The 19,403-nt window shown below is 68.3% G+C and carries 16 protein-coding genes; all 16 read right to left on the reverse strand.

Translation table 11 applies throughout. The annotated features are described in order from the left end of the window. Positions 1–14: 14 nt before the first annotated feature. Positions 15–1,202, reverse strand: a complete 1,188-nt coding sequence (locus ACSQ9I_RS22705) for a trans-sulfuration enzyme family protein (RefSeq protein ID WP_436314551.1) — start codon at positions 1,200–1,202, stop codon at positions 15–17. Continuing rightward, the gene (locus ACSQ9I_RS22710; protein ID WP_436314552.1) at positions 1,199–2,572 is read right to left on the reverse strand and encodes a pyridoxal-phosphate dependent enzyme; all 1,374 of its coding nucleotides are present in this window, start codon (positions 2,570–2,572) and stop codon (positions 1,199–1,201) included. Before ACSQ9I_RS22710 ends, ACSQ9I_RS22705 begins: the two co-directional genes overlap by 4 nt. Before the next feature lie 44 nt (positions 2,573–2,616). Next, positions 2,617–5,133 carry an ABC transporter permease gene (locus ACSQ9I_RS22715; RefSeq protein ID WP_436314553.1) on the reverse strand — a complete coding sequence of 839 codons (2,517 nt, stop codon included), beginning with the start codon at positions 5,131–5,133 and terminating at the stop codon, positions 2,617–2,619. 46 nt (positions 5,134–5,179) lie between these two features. Further along, positions 5,180–6,040, reverse strand: a complete 861-nt coding sequence (locus ACSQ9I_RS22720; protein ID WP_436314554.1) for a formate dehydrogenase accessory sulfurtransferase FdhD — start codon at positions 6,038–6,040, stop codon at positions 5,180–5,182. An 8-nt stretch (positions 6,041–6,048) separates the two neighbouring features. Continuing rightward, the gene (locus ACSQ9I_RS22725; RefSeq protein WP_436309595.1) at positions 6,049–6,447 is read right to left on the reverse strand and encodes a hypothetical protein; all 399 of its coding nucleotides are present in this window, start codon (positions 6,445–6,447) and stop codon (positions 6,049–6,051) included. Then, positions 6,444–7,661, reverse strand: a complete 1,218-nt coding sequence (locus ACSQ9I_RS22730; RefSeq protein WP_436314555.1) for a formate dehydrogenase subunit gamma — start codon at positions 7,659–7,661, stop codon at positions 6,444–6,446. The genes ACSQ9I_RS22725 and ACSQ9I_RS22730 overlap by 4 nt, the downstream gene beginning before the upstream one ends. Before the next feature lie 16 nt (positions 7,662–7,677). Beyond that, the gene (locus ACSQ9I_RS22735; RefSeq protein ID WP_436314556.1) at positions 7,678–7,932 is read right to left on the reverse strand and encodes a hypothetical protein; all 255 of its coding nucleotides are present in this window, start codon (positions 7,930–7,932) and stop codon (positions 7,678–7,680) included. Beyond that, on the reverse strand, positions 7,929–8,549 hold the full coding sequence (fdh3B, locus tag ACSQ9I_RS22740; protein WP_436314557.1) for a formate dehydrogenase FDH3 subunit beta: 621 nt from the start codon (positions 8,547–8,549) through the stop codon (positions 7,929–7,931). Before fdh3B ends, ACSQ9I_RS22735 begins: the two co-directional genes overlap by 4 nt. A 12-nt stretch (positions 8,550–8,561) precedes the next feature. Continuing rightward, positions 8,562–11,555 carry a formate dehydrogenase subunit alpha gene (locus ACSQ9I_RS22745; RefSeq protein WP_436314558.1) on the reverse strand — a complete coding sequence of 998 codons (2,994 nt, stop codon included), beginning with the start codon at positions 11,553–11,555 and terminating at the stop codon, positions 8,562–8,564. 14 nt (positions 11,556–11,569) lie between these two features. Then, complete coding sequence (locus ACSQ9I_RS22750; protein ID WP_093105975.1) at positions 11,570–11,794, reverse strand: formate dehydrogenase; 225 nt, start codon at positions 11,792–11,794, stop codon at positions 11,570–11,572. 104 nt (positions 11,795–11,898) lie between these two features. Beyond that, positions 11,899–12,516, reverse strand: coding sequence for a TorD/DmsD family molecular chaperone (locus ACSQ9I_RS22755; RefSeq protein ID WP_436314559.1), 618 nt, complete (start codon positions 12,514–12,516; stop codon positions 11,899–11,901). Next, positions 12,513–14,591, reverse strand: a complete 2,079-nt coding sequence (locus ACSQ9I_RS22760) for a 4Fe-4S dicluster domain-containing protein (protein ID WP_436315805.1) — start codon at positions 14,589–14,591, stop codon at positions 12,513–12,515. Before ACSQ9I_RS22760 ends, ACSQ9I_RS22755 begins: the two co-directional genes overlap by 4 nt. Then, on the reverse strand, positions 14,551–15,159 hold the full coding sequence (locus tag ACSQ9I_RS22765; protein ID WP_436314560.1) for a DUF3306 domain-containing protein: 609 nt from the start codon (positions 15,157–15,159) through the stop codon (positions 14,551–14,553). The genes ACSQ9I_RS22760 and ACSQ9I_RS22765 overlap by 41 nt, the downstream gene beginning before the upstream one ends. Next, the gene (locus ACSQ9I_RS22770; protein ID WP_436314561.1) at positions 15,152–15,736 is read right to left on the reverse strand and encodes a DUF3305 domain-containing protein; all 585 of its coding nucleotides are present in this window, start codon (positions 15,734–15,736) and stop codon (positions 15,152–15,154) included. The genes ACSQ9I_RS22765 and ACSQ9I_RS22770 overlap by 8 nt, the downstream gene beginning before the upstream one ends. 74 nt (positions 15,737–15,810) lie before the next feature. Beyond that, positions 15,811–16,947 carry an ABC transporter substrate-binding protein gene (locus tag ACSQ9I_RS22775; RefSeq protein ID WP_436314562.1) on the reverse strand — a complete coding sequence of 379 codons (1,137 nt, stop codon included), beginning with the start codon at positions 16,945–16,947 and terminating at the stop codon, positions 15,811–15,813. Positions 16,948–17,054: 107 nt separating this feature from the next. Continuing rightward, positions 17,055–19,271: a LamG-like jellyroll fold domain-containing protein gene (locus tag ACSQ9I_RS22780; protein ID WP_436314563.1), complete on the reverse strand. Its 2,217-nt coding sequence runs from the start codon at positions 19,269–19,271 to the stop codon at positions 17,055–17,057. Positions 19,272–19,403 lie beyond the last annotated feature (132 nt).

Here is a 19,403-nt window from a genome sequence, read left to right on the forward strand (position 1 = left end):
GCGGCAGCCCGGACTCAGATCTTCGCCAGCGCCTGCTGCAGATCGGTGCGCAGATCGTCCAGGTCTTCCACGCCCACCGACAGCCGCACCAGCCCATCGCCGATACCCAGCCGCGCGCGCGTCTCGGCTGGAATGGTGGCGTGGGTCATGATGGCCGGGTGCTCGATCAGGCTCTCGACGCCGCCCAGGCTTTCGGCCAGCGAGAAGACCTGCACCGCCTCGAGAAAGCGCCGCGTGCCGGCAAGGTCGCAGCGCAGGTCGATCGAGATCATGCCGCCGAAGCCCTCCATCTGGCGCCGGGCCAGCTCGTGCTGCGGATGCGAAGGCAGGCCCGGGTAGTGCACCCGCGCGACCTGCGGCTGGCGTTCGAGCCACTGCGCGAGCACCAGCGCGCTGCTGCAATGCCGCTCCATGCGCAGCGCCAGCGTCTTCACGCCGCGCAGCGTGAGGAAGCTGTCGAAGGGCCCGGCGATCGCACCCACCGAGTTCTGCAGGAAGCCCAGGCGCTCGCGCAGCGCCTCGTGCCGCGCTTCCCGGCCGACGATGGCGACGCCGCCGATCACATCCGAATGGCCGTTGAGGTACTTGGTGGTCGAGTGCACCACGACGTCGAAGCCCGCCTCCAGCGGACGCTGCACCCACGGGCTCGCGAAGGTGTTGTCGGCCACGCTCAAGATCCCGCGTTCGCGGCAGATCTCGGCGATGGCGCGCAGGTCGGCCAGGCGCAAGAGCGGGTTGGTCGGCGTTTCGACCCAGACCATGCGCGTGTCCGGCCGCAGCGCGGCGACGAGCCTGGCGGGATCGGTGAGGTCGACGAAGCTGAAGCGATGCCCCGCGCTGCGCGCCCGTACGCGCTCGAACAGGCGAAAGGTGCCGCCGTAGACGTCGTCGCCCGAGACGATGTGCGAATTGGCGTCCAGCAATTCGAGCGTGGTCGAGATCGCGGCCAGGCCGGAGGCGAAGGCGAAGCCCGCCGAGCCGCCCTCGAGGTCGGCGATGCAGCGCTCCAGCGCCCAGCGCGTGGGGTTGTGCGAGCGGCCGTAGTCCAGCCCCTTGTGCACGCCGGGGCTCTGCTGCACATAGGTCGAGGTCGCATAGATGGGCGGCATGATCGCGCCCGTCGAGGGGTCGGGCGACTGGCCGGCATGGATCACGCGGGTGGCGAAACCCTTCTTCGGGGTGTTGGGGGGGTCCTGGGTCATTTCAAGCTTCTCCGCAGGTGATTCAACAGGTCGACGCGGGTGATGAGGCCGTGGAATCCGGACTCGTCCGCGATCATCGCCACCAGGCCGCGGTCGAGCACGGCCTCGAGCTCGGCCAGGCTGGCGCCGGCCGGCAGAGTCTCGGGCACGTCGGTCATCGCGCTCTTCACGCTCGAACGGAAGCGGCCGGCGTCCGCATGCACGGCCAGCAGCAGATCGGATTCGTCGATCACGCCGACCAGTTGCGCGCCTTCGAGCACCGGCAGCTGCGACACGTCGGCCAGCCGCATGCGCTGGAAGGCGGTGAGCAGCGTGTCCTCGGGGCCGACGCTGATCACGCTGCCGTCCTCGAAGCGGCGCGAGACCACGTCGCGCAGATCGCCATGGCGCTCGCGCACGAGCAGGCCCTGGTCGAGCATCCACTGGTCGTTGTAGACCTTCGAGAGATAGCGCGTGCCGGTGTCGCAGACGAAGGTGACGACGCGCAGCGGCCGCGTCTGCGCGCGGCAGAAGCGCAGCGCTGCAGCCAGCAGCGTGCCGGTGGAGGAGCCGGCGAGGATGCCCTCGGCACGCAGCAGCTCGCGCGCGGTGCCGAAGCTTTCCAGGTCGGTGATCGAATACGCATGCTTCACGCCCGACAGATCGGCGATGCCCGGGATGAAGTCCTCGCCGATGCCCTCGACCGCCCACGATCCGGCTTCGCCCACCGTGCCGCTTCGCGTGTACTCCGCGACCACCGAGCCCGCCGGATCGGCCAGCACGAAGAAGAGCTGCGGCTGCAGTTCGCGGAAGTAGCGCGTGAGCCCGGTGATGGTGCCACCCGAGCCGACGCCGACCACGATCGCATCCACGTCGTGCCCGCATTGCTGCCAGATCTCGGGGCCGGTGCTGGACTGGTGCGCGAGCGGGTTGTCGGGGTTGTTGAACTGGTCGGCGAAGAAGGCGCCGGGGATCTCCTTCGCGAGCCGCGCGGCGAAGTCCTGGTAGTAGTCGGGATGGCCCTTGCCCACGTCCGAGCGCGTGGTGTGCACCTCGGCGCCGAGCGCCTTGAGGTGCAGCACCTTCTCGGTCGACATCTTGTCGGGCACCACCAGCACCACGCGATAGCCCTTGGCGCGCGCCACCAGCGCCAGGCCCAGGCCGGTGTTGCCGGCCGTCGCCTCGACCACGGTGCCGCCGGGTTGGAGGCGACCGTCGCGCTCGGCCGCATCGATCATCGAGAGGCCGACGCGGTCCTTGATCGAGCCGCCGGGATTCTGCGACTCGAGCTTGAGGAACAGCGTGCAGGGGCCGGTGTCCAGCCGCGTGACCTGCACCAGCGGCGTGTTGCCGATCAGGTCCAGCACCGCGGGTCGGGTTTCAGTCGTCATGTCGTCCACCTTGTGCAGTCGACATGATCGTAGTCGCCCTGCGCCTACTCCGCTGCCCGCCGCAGCGTGTCGACCACCGGCCGGCGCAGCACTTCGCGCAGGCCCCACCAGCCGGCCGCGAGCGCGAGCACGGCGCCGGCCAGCGAGCCGGCGATGGGCACCAGCGGCGAAGCGGTCCAGGTGAAGTCGAACACATAGCGCGCCAGGCCCCAGCCGATCAGCGAGGCGACGATGCTCGCGAGGAAGCCGGCCAGCAGGCCCACGCCCACGAGTTCGGCGCGCTGCACCTGGCGCAGCAGGCTGCCGCGCGCGCCGACTGCGCGCATCACGGCGAATTCGCGCGCGCGCTCCTCGCGCGTGGCGGTGACGGCCGCGAACAGCACCACGAGGCCGGCCGCGAGCGTGAAGCCGAACAGGAACTCCACCGCGCGGATCACCTGGTCGAGCACGCGCTGCACCTGGCCGATGGTGGCGCTCATGTCGACGTTGGTCACGTTGGGGTAGCTGCGCACCAGCGCGTTGTCGAAGCCCTTCACGTCCGGCGCGCGGAACGCGCCCATGTAGGTGACGGGCACCTCGGGCAGCGCATCCACGGTATACATGACGAAGAAGTTGGCATGCAGCGAACCCCAGTCGACCTTGCGCAGGGAGGTGATGCGCGCATCGTTCTGCATGCCGCCGATGTCGAAGCGCAGGCTGTCGCCGAGCTTCATCCCCAGGGTCTCGGCCAGCCCTTCCTCGACGCTCAGCTCGCCGGCGGCGCCGGGCTTCCATGCGCCGGCCGTGACGACGTTGTGCGCCGGCGCCTCGGCGCTGGTGCTCAGGTTGAACTCGCGGTCGACCAGCCGCTTCGCGCGGTCGTCCGCGTAGTCGTCGGGCGAGACCGACTTGCCGTTGATGGCGACGAGGCGCCCGCGGATCATGGGATACCAGTCGAACTTCCTCACGCCGTTGTCGCGCAGGGTCTTCTGGAAGCCCTCGCTCTGGTCGGGCATGACGTTGATCACGAAGCGGTTCGGCGCGTCGGGCGGCGTGGCCTTGCGCCAGCTGGCCACGAGATCGGTGCGCAGCAGCACCAGCAGCACCAGCGCCAGCAGGCCCACCGCCAGCGCGCTGACCTGCACCACCGCATAGGCCGGCCGCGCCGAGATCTGGCGCGTCGCCAGCACCAGCCAGCGCGGCGCCGTCGTTTCGTTGACGCTGCGGCGCAAGAGCAGCACCGCGATCCAGCTCAGGAGCGCGAACACCGCCACCGCCGCCGCGAAGCCGCCGACCGCGATCAGCCCCAGCTTCAGGTCGCTGCTGGCCGCCACCAGCAAGGCGGCAAAGCCGGCCACGCCGAGCGCCAGCACCGCGATCGAGGCCGGCTTCAGGTTGCCGACGTCGCGCCGGATCACGCGCAGCGGCGGCACCTGCGCGAGCTGCAGCACCGGCGGCAGCCCGAAGGCGAACAGCAGCGTGAGTCCCATGCCGAGGCCGAAGGCGACGGGCCAGAGGGTGGCCGCGGGCAATGCGGTCTCGACCAGGCCCGCGAGCAGCAGCACGAAGACATAGTGCACGCTGTAGCCGATGGCCACGCCGAGCGCGCTGGCGAAGAGGCCGATGGCGGCGAACTCGAAGGCATAGGCCTGCGCGATGGTGCGCTGGCTCTGGCCCAGCACGCGCAGCATGGCGCAATCGTCCAGGTGGCTGGCCGCGAAGCCGCGCGCGGCCAGCGCCACCGCCACGGCCGACAGCAGCGCCGCCAGCAGCGCCACCAGGTTGAGGAACTTCTCGGCCCGGTCCAGCGTCTGGCGCATCTCGGGGCGGCCGCTTTCGAAGGAGTCGAGGCGCAGGCCACGCAGCTCGCCCTTCTTGATCGCCGCGTCGGCCCAGTCGCTGAAGGTCTTGACGGCGCGCGCCTCGCCGGCCACGGCAAAGCGATAGCTGACGCGGCTGGCCGGTTGCACGAGGCCGGTGCGCGGCACGTCGGCCTGGTTGAGCATCACGCGCGGCGCGAAGCTCATGAAGCCGGCGCCGCGGTCGGGCTCGAGCGTGATCACGCGCGCGATGCGCAGGCCGGCGTCGCCCAGGAGCAGCGTGTCGCCCACCTTGAGCGCCAGCGATTCGAGCAGCGACGCATCGACCCAGGCGTCGCCCGGCGCCGGCACGTCCCGCGTCGGCCGGCCCGGCACGCCAGGCTCGGTGCTCACCTGCAGGCTGCCGCGCAGCGGATAGCCGTCCTCCACCGCCTTGAGCGCGACCAGCTTGCTGGCGCCGCCCTGCTCCTCGCTGGCGCGTGCCATGGTCGGAAAACCGTAGGTGCTCGCGTCCTGCAGCCCGAGCGCACGTGCACGCTCGACGAAAGCCTTCGGCGTCGGGTTGTCGCTCGCGAGCACCGCATCGCCGCCGAGCAGCTGGCGCGCATCGCGCTGCAGTCCGCCCTTGAGCCGATCGGCGAAGAAACCGACCGCGGTGAGCGCCGCCACGGCAAGCAGCACGGCCACGATGAGGAGCCGCAGTTCGCCGGCGCGCAAGTCGCGCCAGAGGGTGCGCCAGCCTAGGCGAAGGGAAGCGTTCATGGGCCAGACGATAGCCGAGCCGCAAGGCCCGGCCAAACCGAAGGGCTTAGGCGGCGCTCGTGACGCGGGCGCCCGCGAGCTCAGGCTGCAACACCAGCCGCTCGGCGCCGGCATAACAGACGAAGCGCTTGTTGGTCGCGCGCCCGATCGCGCACAAGCCCACGCGCATCGCGACCTCATGACCCATCTGCGTGATGCCGCTGCGCGAGACCACGATGGCCACGCCCATCTGGGCCGACTTGATCACCATCTCGCTCGTGAGGCGCCCGGTGGTGTAGAACACGCGGCCGCCCGTAAGCCTTTCTGCGGGCTGCATCGCGATCCAGCCGGCGATGGTGTCGATCGCGTTGTGGCGCCCCACGTCCTCGACGAAGCACTGCATGTGCGCTTCATCACCGTGGCCGAGCGTGAACAGCGCGCAGCCATGCACCGAGCCGGCCGACTTGTAGGTGCTCTCCTGGAGCCGGATGACGTTGACGAGCGCATAGAGCTGCGCCTGCCGCATGCGCGTGCCGGGCAGCTCGAGCTTGTCGATGCCGGCCATCAGCTCGCCGAACACGCTGCCCTGGCCGCAGCCCGTGGTCACCACCTTCTTGGCGGTGCGCTCCTCGATGCGGTCGATGCCGGCATGGGTCTTCACAGCGGCCGCACCCACCTCCCAGTCGACCGTGATCGATTCGACGTCGGCCGCGGACTCGATGAGCCGCTGGTTCAGCAGGTAGCCCAGCACCAGCAGCTCGGGCTGGGCGCCGAGCGTCATCAGCGTGACCAGTTCGCGGCGGTCGACGTAGACCGTCAGGTCGCGTTCGGCCGGGATCGAGACGACGCCGCGTTCGCCGTGCTCGTCGACGATCTCCACTTCGCGCGTGAGTTCGGCGCGGGCCGAAGTCAGGCGCGGAAGCGGCAAGGCAGTCGTCACTGTTTCGGCGTGGGATTCGTCGCCGCCGCTGGCTGGGCGGTGCTCGGCGGCGCAGCTGCCGTGGCGGCCGGCGAATGGGCACCCGCGGCCTCGATCGGCTTCTGCTCGGCCGGCGGCACGAAGGCGAAGGGGCCGGGGTCGGTGCAGGCGGGCGTCGCCGGCGCCGGTGGCAACTGCTTGCCGGCCGCTGCCGCGCTGGCGCGGTATTTGGCCGTCACCTTGTCCTGCGCCTGGCAGAGCTGGTAGGCATCGACCTTGCCTGTCCATGCGGTCTTGGCCGCGGTCTCCGCGGCCTTGAGCTTGGCCTCGGGCGTGGAAGGCGGCGCCGGCAGCTTGGCGAAAGCGGTGGAGGCCAGGCCCAGGGCCAGGCCGCAGACGATCAGCATCTTCTTCATGAGGGGCTTCCTTCGACCCGGACGGTCTTCGCGGGCGCGGCGCCCGAGACCTCGGCGCTGCGCTGGACGGGAATCTTGCCGGCAGCGATGTCGTCGTACCAGAGCTCGTGATGTTCGCGGGCCCAGGTCTCGTCGACATAGCCGTGGCGCATGGCGCTGAAGGCGCCCTTCATGCCCAGCGTGCCGATGTAGATGTGACCCATGATCATCGCCATCATGAGCAGCGTGGCCACCGCGTGGACCATGTGCGCGATCTGCATCTCGCCGCGCGTGTAGACGAAGCCCGGCAGCAGCTTGTCGAGGAACAGGCCCGAGCCGGCCACGATGCTGCCGAGCACGAGGATGCCGCCCCAGAACACCACCTTCTCGCCGGCGTTGAAGCGGTGCGAAGGCACTTCCTTGCCGCCGAACAAGCCGCCGAAGTGGGCTAGCCACTTGAGGTCCATCCTCGTCGGGAAGTTGTCGCGCACGAAGGTGATGAACATCAGGATGAGCGTGACGACGAACAGCGGGCCGACGAAGTTGTGCACGGTCTTCAGCGCATAGGTCAGCCAGCCGAACAACGCGGCGCCGATGATGGGCAGCAGCAAGAACTTGCCGAAGGCCATCACCAGGCCCGAGACGGCCAGCGTGACGAAGGCGATCGCGTTCGACCAGTGGGTGGCGCGCTCGAAGGGCGTGAAGCGCTCGATCTTGCGGCCGGTTTCGGTGCCGTGCAGGCCGATCGCGCCGCGCGTGAAATAGAAGATCGCGATCGCCAGCAGCATCACGAAGAGCAGCGCCGCGCCGTAGGGAATGATCCAGTCGTTGCGCACCTGGCGCCAGGCTTCGCCGGCGTTGGTGTAGCGCGAACCCGGGTACTGCACGAAGCGCTGGATCAGGTTGCCGGCTTCGGGCGCCTGCGCACGCGGCAGGCTGCTGTAGCCTGTCACGCCTTCGCCCACCTGCCGCCACATCGGCGCGTTGTTGCCGGGCTGCACCTTCGCGCGCTCGGCATTGCTTTGCTGCAGGTAGTTGGGATCGGCGCTCGCCTCGGGCTTGACCTCGAAGATGTTCTGGCTTTTGATGCCGCCGGCCTGCTGCTGCGGCGCCGCAGCGGCGGCAGGCGCCTCGGCGACCGCGCCGCCGGCAGCCGGGTTCGGCGCCTGGGCCAGGGCCGGGCCGGCGGCCAGCGCGGCGATGAGCACCAGGGCGTTCAGAAGAGCCTTGTTCATGCAGCCTTCCTTCCGCTCAGTTGTCTCTGACGTAGTCGTTCTGGCCGTTCTGCGCGCGCGTCTTGAGCTGCTGCTGCCAGGCGTTCTTGTCGCCGACCTGCCAACCCGACGCGGTGAATGCCGTGCCCGCGTTCTGCTGCGTACCGGTGCCGGTCCAGGGCGCGGCATCGAGCTTGACGCCCTCGGCGTTGGTCTGCGGCTTCTCGCCGCAGGCCGCCAGCAGCAGCGCGGCCGAGCCGAGCGCCATCGTCAATGCCAGTGCGCGCCTCATTTCGTGCCTCCGCTGGTCGGCGTGCCGGCCTGCTTCGAGCCGTAGGCCGTGCCCCAGCCCCAGACTTCGGCGCCCTTGCCGCGATGCAGCACGCGGGTGCGGAAGATGTCGGCCACCACGTCGCCGTCGCCGGCCAGCAGCGCCTTGGTCGAGCACATCTCGGCGCAGGCCGGAAGCTTCCCTTCGGCCAGGCGGTTGCGGCCGTACTTCTCGAACTCGGCCTGCGAGCCGTTGGCCTCGGGGCCGCCGGCGCAGAAAGTGCACTTGTCCATCTTGCCGCGCGCACCGAAGGTGCCTTGCGAGGGGAACTGCGGCGCGCCGAAGGGGCAGGCGTAGGAGCAGTAGCCGCAGCCGATGCAGACATCCTTGTCGTGCAGCACCACGCCTTCTTCGGTGCGGTAGAAGCATTGCACCGGGCAAACCGCCATGCAGGGCGCGTCGGAGCAGTGCATGCAGGCCACCGAGATCGACTTCTCGCCCGGCACGCCGTCGTTGAGCGTCACCACGCGGCGGCGGTTCACGCCCCACGGCACCTCGTTCTCGTTCTTGCAGGCCGTGACGCAACCGTTGCACTCGATGCAGCGCTCGGAATCGCAGACGAACTTCATTCTTGCCATATCGATTCCTCTTTATGCTTTCTCGATGTTGCAGACCGTGGTCTTGGTCTCTTGCATCATGGTCACGCTGTCGTAGCCGTAGGTGGTCGAGGTGTTGATCGCCTCGCCGCGCACCACCGGCGCCGCGCCCTTGGGGTAGTAGGCGAGCATGTCCGCCCCCTGCCAGTGGCCGGAGAAGTGGAAGGGCATGAACACGGTGTCGGGACCCACGCGCTCGGTGACCAGCGCCTGCACGTTGAGCTTGGCGCCGGTGGGCGTGTGCACCCAGGCGCGCTCGCCGTTGCGGATGTTCTTCTCGGCCGCTACCTTGGGGTTGATCTCGATGAACATCTCCTGCTGCAGCTCGGCGAGCCAGGGGTTGGAGCGGGTTTCCTCGCCGCCGCCCTCGTACTCGACCAGCCGGCCCGAGGTCATGATGAAGGGGAACTTCTCGGCCACCTTGTCGGCGATGTTCTTCTGCTGCACGCTCTTGTAGAGCGTGGGCAGGCGCCAGAAGGCCATCTTGTCGTCGTGCGTCGGGTACTTGGCCATCAGGTCCGGCCGCGTGCCATAGAGCGGCTCGCGGTGCTGCGGGATGGCATCGGGGAAGTTCCACACCAGCGCGCGCGCCTTGGCGTTGCCGAAGGGATGGCAGCCGTGGTTCTTCATGAACACGCGGATCATGCCGCCCGAGCTGTCGGTCTTCCAGTTCTTGCCCTCGGCCTTGGGCTTCTCGGCCGCGGTGAGCTCGTCCCACCAGCCGAGCTTCTTGAGCAGCAGGTGGTCGAGCTCCGGATAGCCGGTGGTGATCTCGGCGCCCAGCGAATGCGAGCCGTCCTCGGCCAGCAGGTTCTTGCCGTTGCGCTCGACGCCGAAGTTCGCGCGGAAGTTGCCGCCGCCGTCCATCACGTGCCGCGTGGTGTCGTAGAGGTTCGCGCTGCCCGGATGCTTGAGCTCGGGGGTGCCATAGCAGGGCCACGGCAGCCCGAAGTAGTCGCCCGAGAGGTCGTAGCCGTTGACCTTGTCCTTGCCCGACTTGGCCCTGAGCGTGCGCACGTCGAAGGCGCCCATGTTGCGCATGTGGGCCTGCAGCCGCTCGGGGCTCTGCCCGGTGTAGCCGATGGTCCAGACGCACTTGTTGATCTCGCGCAGGATGTCGTCCGGCACGGGCTCGTCCATGCCCTTGACCTTCTGCATCTTGTAGTTCTTGCTGAGCTCCTTGCCGAAGCCGAGCCGGTCGGCGAACTGCTGCATGATCATGTGGTCGCTGCGGCTTTCCCACAGCGGCTCGATCACCTTCTCGCGCCATTGCAGCGAGCGGTTCGAGGCGGTGACGGAGCCGCTGGTTTCGAACTGCGTGCAGGCCGGCAGCAGATACACCGCGCGATTCGGATTCAGGTCTTCCGAGCGGCCCGGCATCGCCGCCATCGCCGCAGTGGCCGAGGGGTACGGGTCCACCACCACCAGCAGGTCCAGCTTGTCCATGGCCCGCTTCATCTCGAGGCCGCGGGTCTGCGAATTGGGCGCATGGCCCCAGTAGAAGACGCCGCGCAGATTCGAATCCTGGTCGATCAGCTCGTTCTTCTCGAGCACGCCGTCGATCCAGCGCGAGACCGTGAGGCCCGGCTTGGCCATCATCGCGGGCGAAGCGAAGCGGCCCTTGATCCACTCGAAGTCCACGCCCCAGGTGGCGGCGAAATGCTTCCACGAGCCTTCGGCCAGGCCGTAGTAACCGGGCAGCGAATCGGGGTTAGGGCCGACGTCGGTGGCGCCCTGCACGTTGTCGTGGCCGCGGAAGATGTTGGTGCCGCCGCCCGACTTGCCCACGTTGCCCAGCGCCAGCTGCAGGATGCAGGAGGCGCGCACGATCGCGTTGCCGATGGTGTGCTGGGTCTGGCCCATGCACCAGACGATGGTGCCGGGGCGGTTCTCGTTGAGCCAGGTCGCGACCTTCAGCACCTGGGCTTCCTTGACGCCGCAGGCTTCCTCGACCTTGTCGGGCGTCCATTTGGCCATCACGTCGGCGCGCACCTCGTCCATGCCGAAGACGCGGTCGTTGATGTACTTCTTGTCTTCCCAGCCGTTTTTGAAGATGTGGTACAGGATGCCGAAGAGGAAGGGAATATCCGAACCCGAACGGATGCGCACGTACTCGTCGGCCTTGGCCGCGGTGCGGGTGAAGCGCGGGTCGACCACGATCATCTTGCAGCCGTTTTCCTTGGCATGCAGCATGTGCAGCATGCTCACCGGATGGGCCTCGGCCGCGTTCGAGCCGATGTAGAGCGCAACCTTCGAATTGCGCATGTCGTTGTACGAGTTCGTCATGGCGCCGTAGCCCCATGTGTTCGCCACGCCGGCGACCGTGGTCGAGTGGCAGATGCGCGCCTGGTGGTCGCAGTTGTTGCTGCCGAAGAAGCTCACGAACTTGCGCAGCAGATAGGCCTGCTCGTTGTTGTGCTTGCTGGAGCCGATCCAGTAGATCGAATCGGGGCCGCTGGCCTTGGTCAGTTCCTTGAGCTTGGCGGTGATCTCGTCGAGCGCCGTGTCCCAGCTGATGCGTTCGTACTTGCCGTTCACCAGCTTCATCGGATAGCGCAGCCGGTACTCGCCGTGGCCGTGCTCGCGCAGCGCCGCGCCCTTGGCGCAGTGCGCACCCAGGTTGAGCGGCGAATCGAACACCGGCTCCTGCCGCACCCAGACGCCGTTCTCGACCACCGCGTCCGAGGCGCAGCCGACCGAGCAGTGCGTGCAGACCGTGCGCTTGATCTCGATCTTGCCGGCGCCGACCGCAGCCGGCTTGCCATCCCCGGCGGCTTCGGCCTTGCGCATCAGCGTGAGCTGGCCCGCAGCCAGACCCACGCCGACACCCAGCCCGGAGCGCCGCAGGAAGGCGCGCCGGTCCATGGTCGGCAACGCATTGGCGAGGCCGCGCCGCAGGCTGTGGACGAAGGGCGAGGAGGAGGAAGAAGAGGAACGGGAAGAGGCACTGTCGAGCGCAGCGCCGGTCGCTTTCCGGGTCAACAACATGGTGGTGTTCGTCCTCAGGCCGAAGTGGTCTTGTAGTAGTGCTTGACGTGCTCGCTCAGCGTGTAGCCGCCGCCCTTCTCGGGCGCAGGCTTCGGAACGGGTGTGGCGGCGGAAACGGGCTCCGGCGCGACTTTGGGCAGCACCGTGACGGCTGCTGCAGCTGCGCCGACCGAGGCGGCACCGAAAAAGAACCCGCGGCGGGACGCCGGCTTGGGACCGGCGGATTGGCTGTCCTGCATTAACAACTCCAGGAGTGGCTGGGTGGAACTAGATATGAAACCAGTTACATATATTTGGATACTAGTCGAGACCCTGATATTTCGTAAATCTATTTCCCTCAGACTCAGTTCAGCATGTCGAAACCCTGCGCTTCGACCTCTGCGAATGCGCGCGTCAGCACCGCCAGCGCGGCATAGAAGTTCGCCTTCGGATGCTGCGCCACCGCATCGCACATGGCGGGCAGCCAAGACTGAACATGGGTCGAGAAGAAGGTCTGCTGCTGCGTGAGATTGGCGACCGCGACGTCCTCGCCCGCGATCAGGTAGCGCATCACTTCGAACAGGCAGGCGATGTGGTCCTCGGTCTCGGAGACCGCCTGCTCGCGCGCCAGGCCGAGCCGGTCGAGGTCGGTACGCAGCTGGGCCAGCGGCTTGTCGTTGAGAAAGCCGCTCAGGTAGTGCGAGCCGAACAGGTAGACCTCGGGCTTGCCGATGCCGCCGAAGAGCGCGTCGTACTCGCTCTTCGCCGCGGCGGCGTCGATGCCGCGCGCCACGCCCACGAGCTGGCGCCAGGGCTCTTCGAGAAAGGCGCCCGCGGCCGGCGCCTCGGTCGGCGCGACCTGGAAGGCGCCGAGCAACTCGGCATCGGGCGCCGCATACCAGAGCCGCGCCAGCAGGCCGTAGAGCTCGGCGCGCGCAAGCTCCTCGTCGAGCGCGGAGGAAACCGGAAAACTATCGCTCATAACTGCGTGATCTTCATTTCGTTCTGCGCGCTGTACAGGTCGATGACCCGGCAGTCGCTGCACATCTTGAGCCGCTCGAGCGCCTCGCCCTGGAACATCGCGTGGCCCGCGAGCTTGCCGAGCATGGACTCGATCGCCTTCTGCGTGCCGAAGGGCTTGCCGCAGCGGATGCAGCTCCAAGGCTTGGCTTCGTTGAGCACCACCGGCTGCTTGCGCTCGGCCGCGACCAGCAGCCGCGGCACCAGCGAGATCGCGTCCTCGGGGCAGGTGGTTTCGCAAAGACCGCACTGCACGCAGTTCTTCTCGACGAAGCGCAGCTGCGGCGCGTTCGGGTTGTCCTGCAGCGCACTGGCCGGGCAGGCGCTGACGCAGGCCAGGCACATCGTGCACTTGTTCTTGTCGACCTCGATCGTGCCGAAGGGCGAGCCTGCCGGCAGCGGAATCGCGAGTGGCGCTTCGGGCGCCGCCTTCAGCGCCGGCGCCGCGTCGATCAGGTGGTCGAGCGCGAGTTCGAGCGTGCTGCGTTTCTCGGTGCCGACCGCGAAGCGCGCCGCCGTGGCCGGCCGCTGCTGGCGCGTGTCGCGCAAGGCGGCCAGCGCGGCATCCAGGGCCGCGGGCGTCGCCGCCTCGATCAACCGGAAGTGAGTGCCCGTGTAGCCCAGTCCCAGCAGCAGCGCCTGCGCGATCGCCATCTGCTTGCGCAGCGCATCGAGGTAGGCCGGCGCCTCCTCACCGGTCGCGAGCACGGCCACCTGCGAAGCGCCGAAGGCGACCGCGCTGAGCCAGAGGTCGATGCCGGTGCTTGCGGCATGCCAGAGGCCGACCGGGATCACGTTTGCGGGCACGCCCTGCGCGCGGCCGAGCTGCGCGTCGCGCCCGAGCCGTTCGACCAGCGCCTGCCCGCCTTCCTGGCTGTGCAGCAGCAGCACGGCATCGCGCCCGCCCGCGCCTGCATAGGTGGAAAGCAGCGTGCGCAGCTTCAGGCCTTGGTCGGGCGTGCGCGGATAGGTGTAGCCGAGCGCTCCGGTCGGGCAGACGGTGGTGCAGGCGCCGCAGCCGACGCAGAGGTTCGGGTTGACGACGATGCGCTGGCGTTCCTTGTCGCTCGTCACCGCATGCGCGGAGCAGACCTCGATGCAGGCATTGCAGCCGACCACTTCGTTGCGGCTGTGCGCGCAAAGCTTCTGCTTGTAGTCGAAGAACTTCGGCTTCTCGAACTCGCCGACCAGCTCGCGCAAGCGCAGCAGGGTTTGCAGGCCCTGCGCATGCGCGAGGCCGCCGGCCAGGTGGAAATAGCCCTGCGGCGGCGCATGCCAGTCGATGAGCGGCGCGGCGCCGAGATCGAGCACCAGGTCGAAGGCGCCGTCGAGTTGCGCGGGCGCGCGGCTGAAATCGATCGCGCCGGCCACCGTGCAGGCGCGTTCGCAGTCGCGGTGCGAGGTGCACTTGGCGTTGTCGATCTGGTAGTCGAAGCCGATGGCCTGTTCCGGGCAGACGGCGAGGCAGGCGTTGCAGCGCGTGCAGAGATCGAGGTCGATCGCGTTGTCGCGCGTCCACTGCAGCTTGAAGGCGCCGAGCCAGCCGGCGAGCGCATCGATGCGGCCCGCGATCACCGGCCAGCGGCGCTCCTGCGCACCGCCGAGCATGCCGGGGCCCTGCGAAAAGATCGTGACGTCCAGCGCGTCGCCCACCAGCGCAGCCGCCTTCTCCGCTTCGTCGAGCGCACCGACGATCAGCAAGCGGCCCTGGCTCGCATAGCTGACCGTCGACACGGGATCAGGCTCGGGCAGGCTGGCGGCGGCGAGCAGCGCGGCGATCTTCGGCATCGCGCTCTTCGCGTCGCGGCTCCAGCCGCCGGTTTCGCGGATGTTGACGAAGCGGATCGGAGACACCGCATCCGGGGTCTGTTGCGCGAGCTCGCCGAACAAGCGCTTCTCCTGCGTGCAGGCCACCACCACCTCGTCGCCGGACTGGATCGCGCGCTGGAAGGCCGGCGCCTCGCGCCGGCACAGTGCCGAATGGAGAGGCAGGTTCTCAGCCAGTGCCGTCCCGAGCGTCTTCGGCTCGAGGGGCATCGTCTTGTTGCAGTCGCAGATCAGCGTGGTGGTCATCGGTCTCTTGGCTGGCGGGTTGCGCATCGGCAACCGGCGGGCTGGGAACTTCCTCGGGAGGCATCGACTGTGCCACGTCCGGGGGTGTGTGGGCCTCAGGGTCTTCTTTCGATTCTTCTTCCTCGAACAGGTTCAGGAACTTCGCGCTCGCCATCTGGCGCAGCACGCTCTCGGGCACCGGGGTCGACTGGGAGTAGTCGTCGATGTAGGTGTCCAGCCCGTCCATCACATTGAAATGCGGATCGGCGAACAGCTTCTTGAAGGCCGCGTTCTTGACCTCCGGCGCGACGTTCTTCGCGACGAAGGGCTTGAAGTCGGAGTCGATGGTGAGCGCTTCAGCATCAGCCAGCGTAGGCGGCGGCGGTGGCATCTCTCCTTCCCCCTCAGGGGGAAGGTTGGGATGGGGGCCAGGCGTCTCCACAAGCGCAGGCGCCACAACCGGCACGGCCGCCACCGGCTCAGGCGGCGGCACCTCCCCTTCCCGCACCTGCTGCTTGCGCCGCGACCAGCGATCGAAGAAGCCCTCAGACATCGCCCGCTCCCCGGCCGCGCTTCTTCTCGGTCGACACGCTGGCCGCATTGCCGAAGCGGTCGACCAGCGGCTTGAAGCTCTCCGGCCGCTTGCGGCGCTTGGGCTCGAGCACATAGTGTTCTTCGACGAAGGCGCGCAGCCACGCCACCACTTCTTCGGGTGCCGGCACCTGCTCGACGTTCTCCTGCGCATCGAGCCAGCGGCCCGCTTCGTTGTAGCTCAGCGTCACCGTCAGCGGCCGCGCGATCGGCTCCGGCGCGAGGGTCGCCTCTTCTTCCATGCGCCACATCACGAACCAGCAGGGCGCGGGCGTTGTTGCGTTGAGCTGGTAACCCTCTGCTTCATCGCGAAACAATTCGACCTGGAAGCCCGGGTGCAGCCAGCGCTGCGCGCCCTCGTCGTCGCGCAAGAGCCGCGGCGCGTCGCCGAAGCCCGGCTCGTCGGGCACCACCTCGTCGAGCGTCCAGCGCCAGGGCTGCCAATGGCTCGACGGGCCGTGGAGCCGCTCGCGCCGCATCACGACCGCCACGGCGAGACAAGGGTGTGCGCCCTCGGATGGGGTTTCGGATGGGACCATGCGGCGGACGATAGCCGATGCGCCGCCGGCGACATGCAAGCGGGGTTTCGCGCCGGCGCAGCCGCTTCCCAAGCTCAAAGGCGAACCTTGCCGTCCTGCGTCAGCATCGACAGATCGACGTAGCTCGATGCCGCGTGATTGCGGGCACTGAAGTCGACGCGGAAGCCGCCGAAGTCGGCGTTCTGGATCGACTCCAGGCCGGCGACCAGCGCATCGCGCGTCGGCGCCCGGCCCGCGCGGCGAAGTCCCTCGGCCAGCACCTTGGCGGCCACGTAGCCTTCCATGCTCGAATAGTTGGGCTTGGCCTCAGGGCCGGCCTTGCGCGTGGCCTCCAGGTACTCGCGCGAGATCGGCGTGTTGGTCGAGAACGGCGAAGGCATCACCTGGCTGACCATGATGCCGCGGGCGTCCTTGCCGAGCTCGTCGCCCAGCGCCTCGGTGCCGACGAAGGACACGTTGAAGAAGGTGCCGCCGTAGCCGGCCTTGCGCGCTTCGCGGATGAAGGCCGCGCAGGCCTTGTAGGCGCCGATCTGCACCACGGCCGTGGGGGCCGCGGCCGTGATGTCCTTCACCGCCTGCGCCACGTCGACCGAATTGCGCTCGACCTTGCCCACGGCCACCGGCTCCAGGCTCGACGGCTTGAGCGCACGCTTCACGCCCTCCAGCCCGGCCTGGCCGTAGGCATCGTTCTGGTGGAACACCGCGATCTTCCGCAGGCCCAGCGAGGTGAGCTGCTTCACGATCAGCGCGGTCTCGTCGTAGTACGAGGCACGGACGTGGAACACCGTCTTGCGGAACGGCTCGCGCAGGGCCTCGGCGCCGGTGAACGGGCCGAAGAACGGAATCTTCGCCGCATCGACCAGCGGCATCGCCGCCAGGCAGGTGGGCGTGCCCACGTAGCCGAAGAGCGCGAAGACCTCGTCCTTGATGAGCTTGTCGGTGTTGGTCTTGCAGCGCTCGGGCTCGTAGCCGTCATCGAGCGTGCGCAGTTCGACGCTGCGGCCGTTGATGCCGCCCGAGGCATTGAGCGCATCGAAGAAGATGCGCGCGCCCTTGTTCATCTGAATGCCCAGCTGCTCGGCCGGGCCGCTGAATGCGGCCGATTGCCCGAGCACGATGCGCGCCGGCTGGGCCCAAGCCGGAAGTGCCAGCGCGGCGCTCGCGGCGGCAAGGCGTTGGATCGCGTGCCGGCGTTGAATCGGTTTTTCCATCGAGTAAGTGAGTCAGGCGCTCATGTAACTAGTAGTCACTTACTGTAACTTAAAATCGATGAGACCCAGGGTTAACCCTAGATCAACGGCAGGCATCGTCCGACGCCTCAGGCCGCGAGCGCCGCGATCTCAGCTGCGCTCAACGCGCCGCTGTAGATACGAAGGTCCTGCATGCGCCCGTTGAAGCAAGGGTCGGCCGGGTACTGCGAGCGGCCGAGCCAGTTCTGGGTGGTGTCGCCGAGCTGGAAGGGCGCGAGCGCAATCGCGTTGTTGCTGCCGGCGGCCACGCCGTCGACGTACAGCGTGCCGGTGGTGCCCGACAGGGTGACCGCCAGGTGCACCCAGCGGCCGGTGGGCAACGCGCTCGCCACGATGCTCTGCTCGCCGTACCAGGTGGTGCCGGTCACCGTGAAGCGCATCGAGCCGCCGGCATCGCGCGGCAGCAGTGCGAGGTAGGCGATGTCGCTGGAGCCGAAGTCGAACACGCGTGTGTTGGTGACGGCGGCATTCCAGTACACCCACAGCGCGATCGTGAAGTCGCCCAGGCTGGAGAGCACACCGGTGGGCAGCGCGAGGTGGCCGCTGCTGCCGTCGAGCGCCAGCGCGCGGCCGCCGCTGCGGCCTTCGCCCCAGCTGGCGCCGCCCTGCAGCGTGCCGTTTTGGCCGTTGCCGCTGCCATCGGCGGCCGTGGTTCCGCTGGCCGCATCCAGCGGCAGTTGCGCGCGCAGCTCGCTGGGCAAGGCCACGCGCGCCACGTTGGAGACGCTGCTCTCGCCGCTTGCGCTCACCGTGGTGACGACGTAGTGCCAGACGCCGTTGCCCGGCGTGTCGGTGTAGGTGCGAGGGTCGGTGACGCTGGCGACGGTGGCGAAAGGCCCGTTCGCCGAAGTGCCGCGCTTGACCTTGTAGCTCGTCGCGCCTGCACTGCCCCACCACGACAGCAGTACCTGGCCAGCGGTGACGTAGGCCGTGAGGCCGCTCGGCGGCGTGCCCGCGGCTGCGGGATCGCGGCTGTAGGTCAGCGTGCCGAAGCTCGGCTGGTCGCCGCCCCATTCGCTGCGCTCGGGGCGTAGCTGGGCGGCGATGGTTGCCACCCAGGGCGCCGCAAGCCCCTTGCGATTGACGTAGTGGTTGTAGATCGACTCCCAGCACGGGCGCAGATTGGGCTGCCCGGCCGTCGACACCACGGTGAAAGTCCCCTGCCTGTTGACGTAGGTCGAGAACGGCGGCGAGTAGTACTGGCCGTTGCCGTCCTGCAGGTTCGACATGGCCACGTACTCGGCGGCGGCGAGGAAGCGGTTGTTGCCGTAGCCGTAGAGGTCCTCGCCCTGGCTCCAGGCCATTTCGCACAGCAGGCCGGTCAACGCCATGCCGAGCGTGGCGTGTCCCTGGTCCCGGCCGCTTTCCTGCCATTGCCCCAGGTAGCCGGGGTGGAGCATGTAGACGTTGTGTGCCGCCGCCCCGTTGCCGCGGCCGGTCTTGTAGTAGGCGATGGCCTCGTCATAGAGGTCGGTGCGATCGCAGAAGACGCCGATGGCCAGGATGGCGCAGATGGCGCACAGATCCCAGTTGGCCCAGTAGTTGGTGATGTTCGCGTCGTTGTGCTTGATCAGGAAACTGTGGCTGAGCGGATAGAACACCTCCAGCAGCAGCTTCTGGAAGCGCGCGACGCCTTCGGACGACCAGCCCGGATAGCTGCGCATCATCTCGGCCGCATTGGCCCATTGGTAGCCGTAGATGCCGGCGGCCAGGAAGCGGTCGGAGTTGCCGTTGAGTGCCGTCATCGTCGACGACCATGCGTCGAGGTATTGCACCGCCAGGTCCGCGTAGGCGGTGTTGCCGGAGACCTTCCAGCGCAGCGCGAACTGGTAGGCGCGCTCCATGTCCTCGACCATGGTGCGGTGGTTCTCGCCGTCGCCGCCGCGCACCACCGTTGCCAGCGGCACGGGCGCGCGGCCGAGCTGGGCACGGCTGCTGGAGGTGAGCGCGTTCCAGCCGTCGACCCAGGGCTGGGCGCCAGCCGCGATCTTGGTTCGCATGCGCTCGAAATCGGCCTCGGTGTGCAGCAGACCGGGATGCGTGAACTTTCGCGCTTGCGACGTCAAGGTGGAGTTGGTGACAGGCTCGGTCGCAGCGACTTCGGTGGACGTGGCCGTCGAAGTCGCCGCATTCTGTTGCGTGCTGCCGAGCGCGCCGGCGCTGCCGAAGCCGCTGCTTCCACCGTCTCCGCAGGCCGCGGTTCCCAGGGCTGCGAAGCTCACTGCGCCCACGCAGAAGAGGCGGCGATCCAATGAAATGTCGTTGTCGTTTTTTGGCTGGTCCACGTTTGACTTGGCGTTGTTATGTGCTGGATAAGTTACGGCCAGCAACATATATGCCAGTCACTCGAGCCAAGGTCCTCGCGCAGGGCCGCGCCTGGCATGCGTGCCCGCGGTGCGACGTCCGGCGTCAGAAAG

It is taken from the genome of Variovorax sp. LjRoot84, from assembly GCF_964254305.1.
Taxonomy (GTDB): Bacteria; Pseudomonadota; Gammaproteobacteria; order Burkholderiales; family Burkholderiaceae_C; genus Variovorax.

What these genes read in the sequence shown, in the direction of transcription:
- ACSQ9I_RS22705 (WP_436314551.1), bottom strand. Translation starts at nt 1,202, where the DNA reads ATGACCCAGGACCCCCCCAACACCCCGAAGAAGGGTTTCGCCACCCGC.
- ACSQ9I_RS22710 (WP_436314552.1), bottom strand. Translation starts at nt 2,572, where the DNA reads ATGACGACTGAAACCCGACCCGCGGTGCTGGACCTGATCGGCAACACG.
- ACSQ9I_RS22715 (WP_436314553.1), bottom strand. Translation starts at nt 5,133, where the DNA reads ATGAACGCTTCCCTTCGCCTAGGCTGGCGCACCCTCTGGCGCGACTTG.
- ACSQ9I_RS22725 (WP_436309595.1), bottom strand. Translation starts at nt 6,447, where the DNA reads ATGAAGAAGATGCTGATCGTCTGCGGCCTGGCCCTGGGCCTGGCCTCC.
- ACSQ9I_RS22730 (WP_436314555.1), bottom strand. Translation starts at nt 7,661, where the DNA reads ATGAACAAGGCTCTTCTGAACGCCCTGGTGCTCATCGCCGCGCTGGCC.
- ACSQ9I_RS22735 (WP_436314556.1), bottom strand. Translation starts at nt 7,932, where the DNA reads ATGAGGCGCGCACTGGCATTGACGATGGCGCTCGGCTCGGCCGCGCTG.
- fdh3B (WP_436314557.1), bottom strand. Translation starts at nt 8,549, where the DNA reads ATGGCAAGAATGAAGTTCGTCTGCGATTCCGAGCGCTGCATCGAGTGC.
- ACSQ9I_RS22745 (WP_436314558.1), bottom strand. Translation starts at nt 11,555, where the DNA reads ATGTTGTTGACCCGGAAAGCGACCGGCGCTGCGCTCGACAGTGCCTCT.
- ACSQ9I_RS22750 (WP_093105975.1), bottom strand. Translation starts at nt 11,794, where the DNA reads ATGCAGGACAGCCAATCCGCCGGTCCCAAGCCGGCGTCCCGCCGCGGG.
- ACSQ9I_RS22755 (WP_436314559.1), bottom strand. Translation starts at nt 12,516, where the DNA reads ATGAGCGATAGTTTTCCGGTTTCCTCCGCGCTCGACGAGGAGCTTGCG.
- ACSQ9I_RS22760 (WP_436315805.1), bottom strand. Translation starts at nt 14,591, where the DNA reads ATGCCCCTCGAGCCGAAGACGCTCGGGACGGCACTGGCTGAGAACCTG.
- ACSQ9I_RS22765 (WP_436314560.1), bottom strand. Translation starts at nt 15,159, where the DNA reads ATGTCTGAGGGCTTCTTCGATCGCTGGTCGCGGCGCAAGCAGCAGGTG.
- ACSQ9I_RS22770 (WP_436314561.1), bottom strand. Translation starts at nt 15,736, where the DNA reads ATGGTCCCATCCGAAACCCCATCCGAGGGCGCACACCCTTGTCTCGCC.
- ACSQ9I_RS22775 (WP_436314562.1), bottom strand. Translation starts at nt 16,947, where the DNA reads ATGGAAAAACCGATTCAACGCCGGCACGCGATCCAACGCCTTGCCGCC.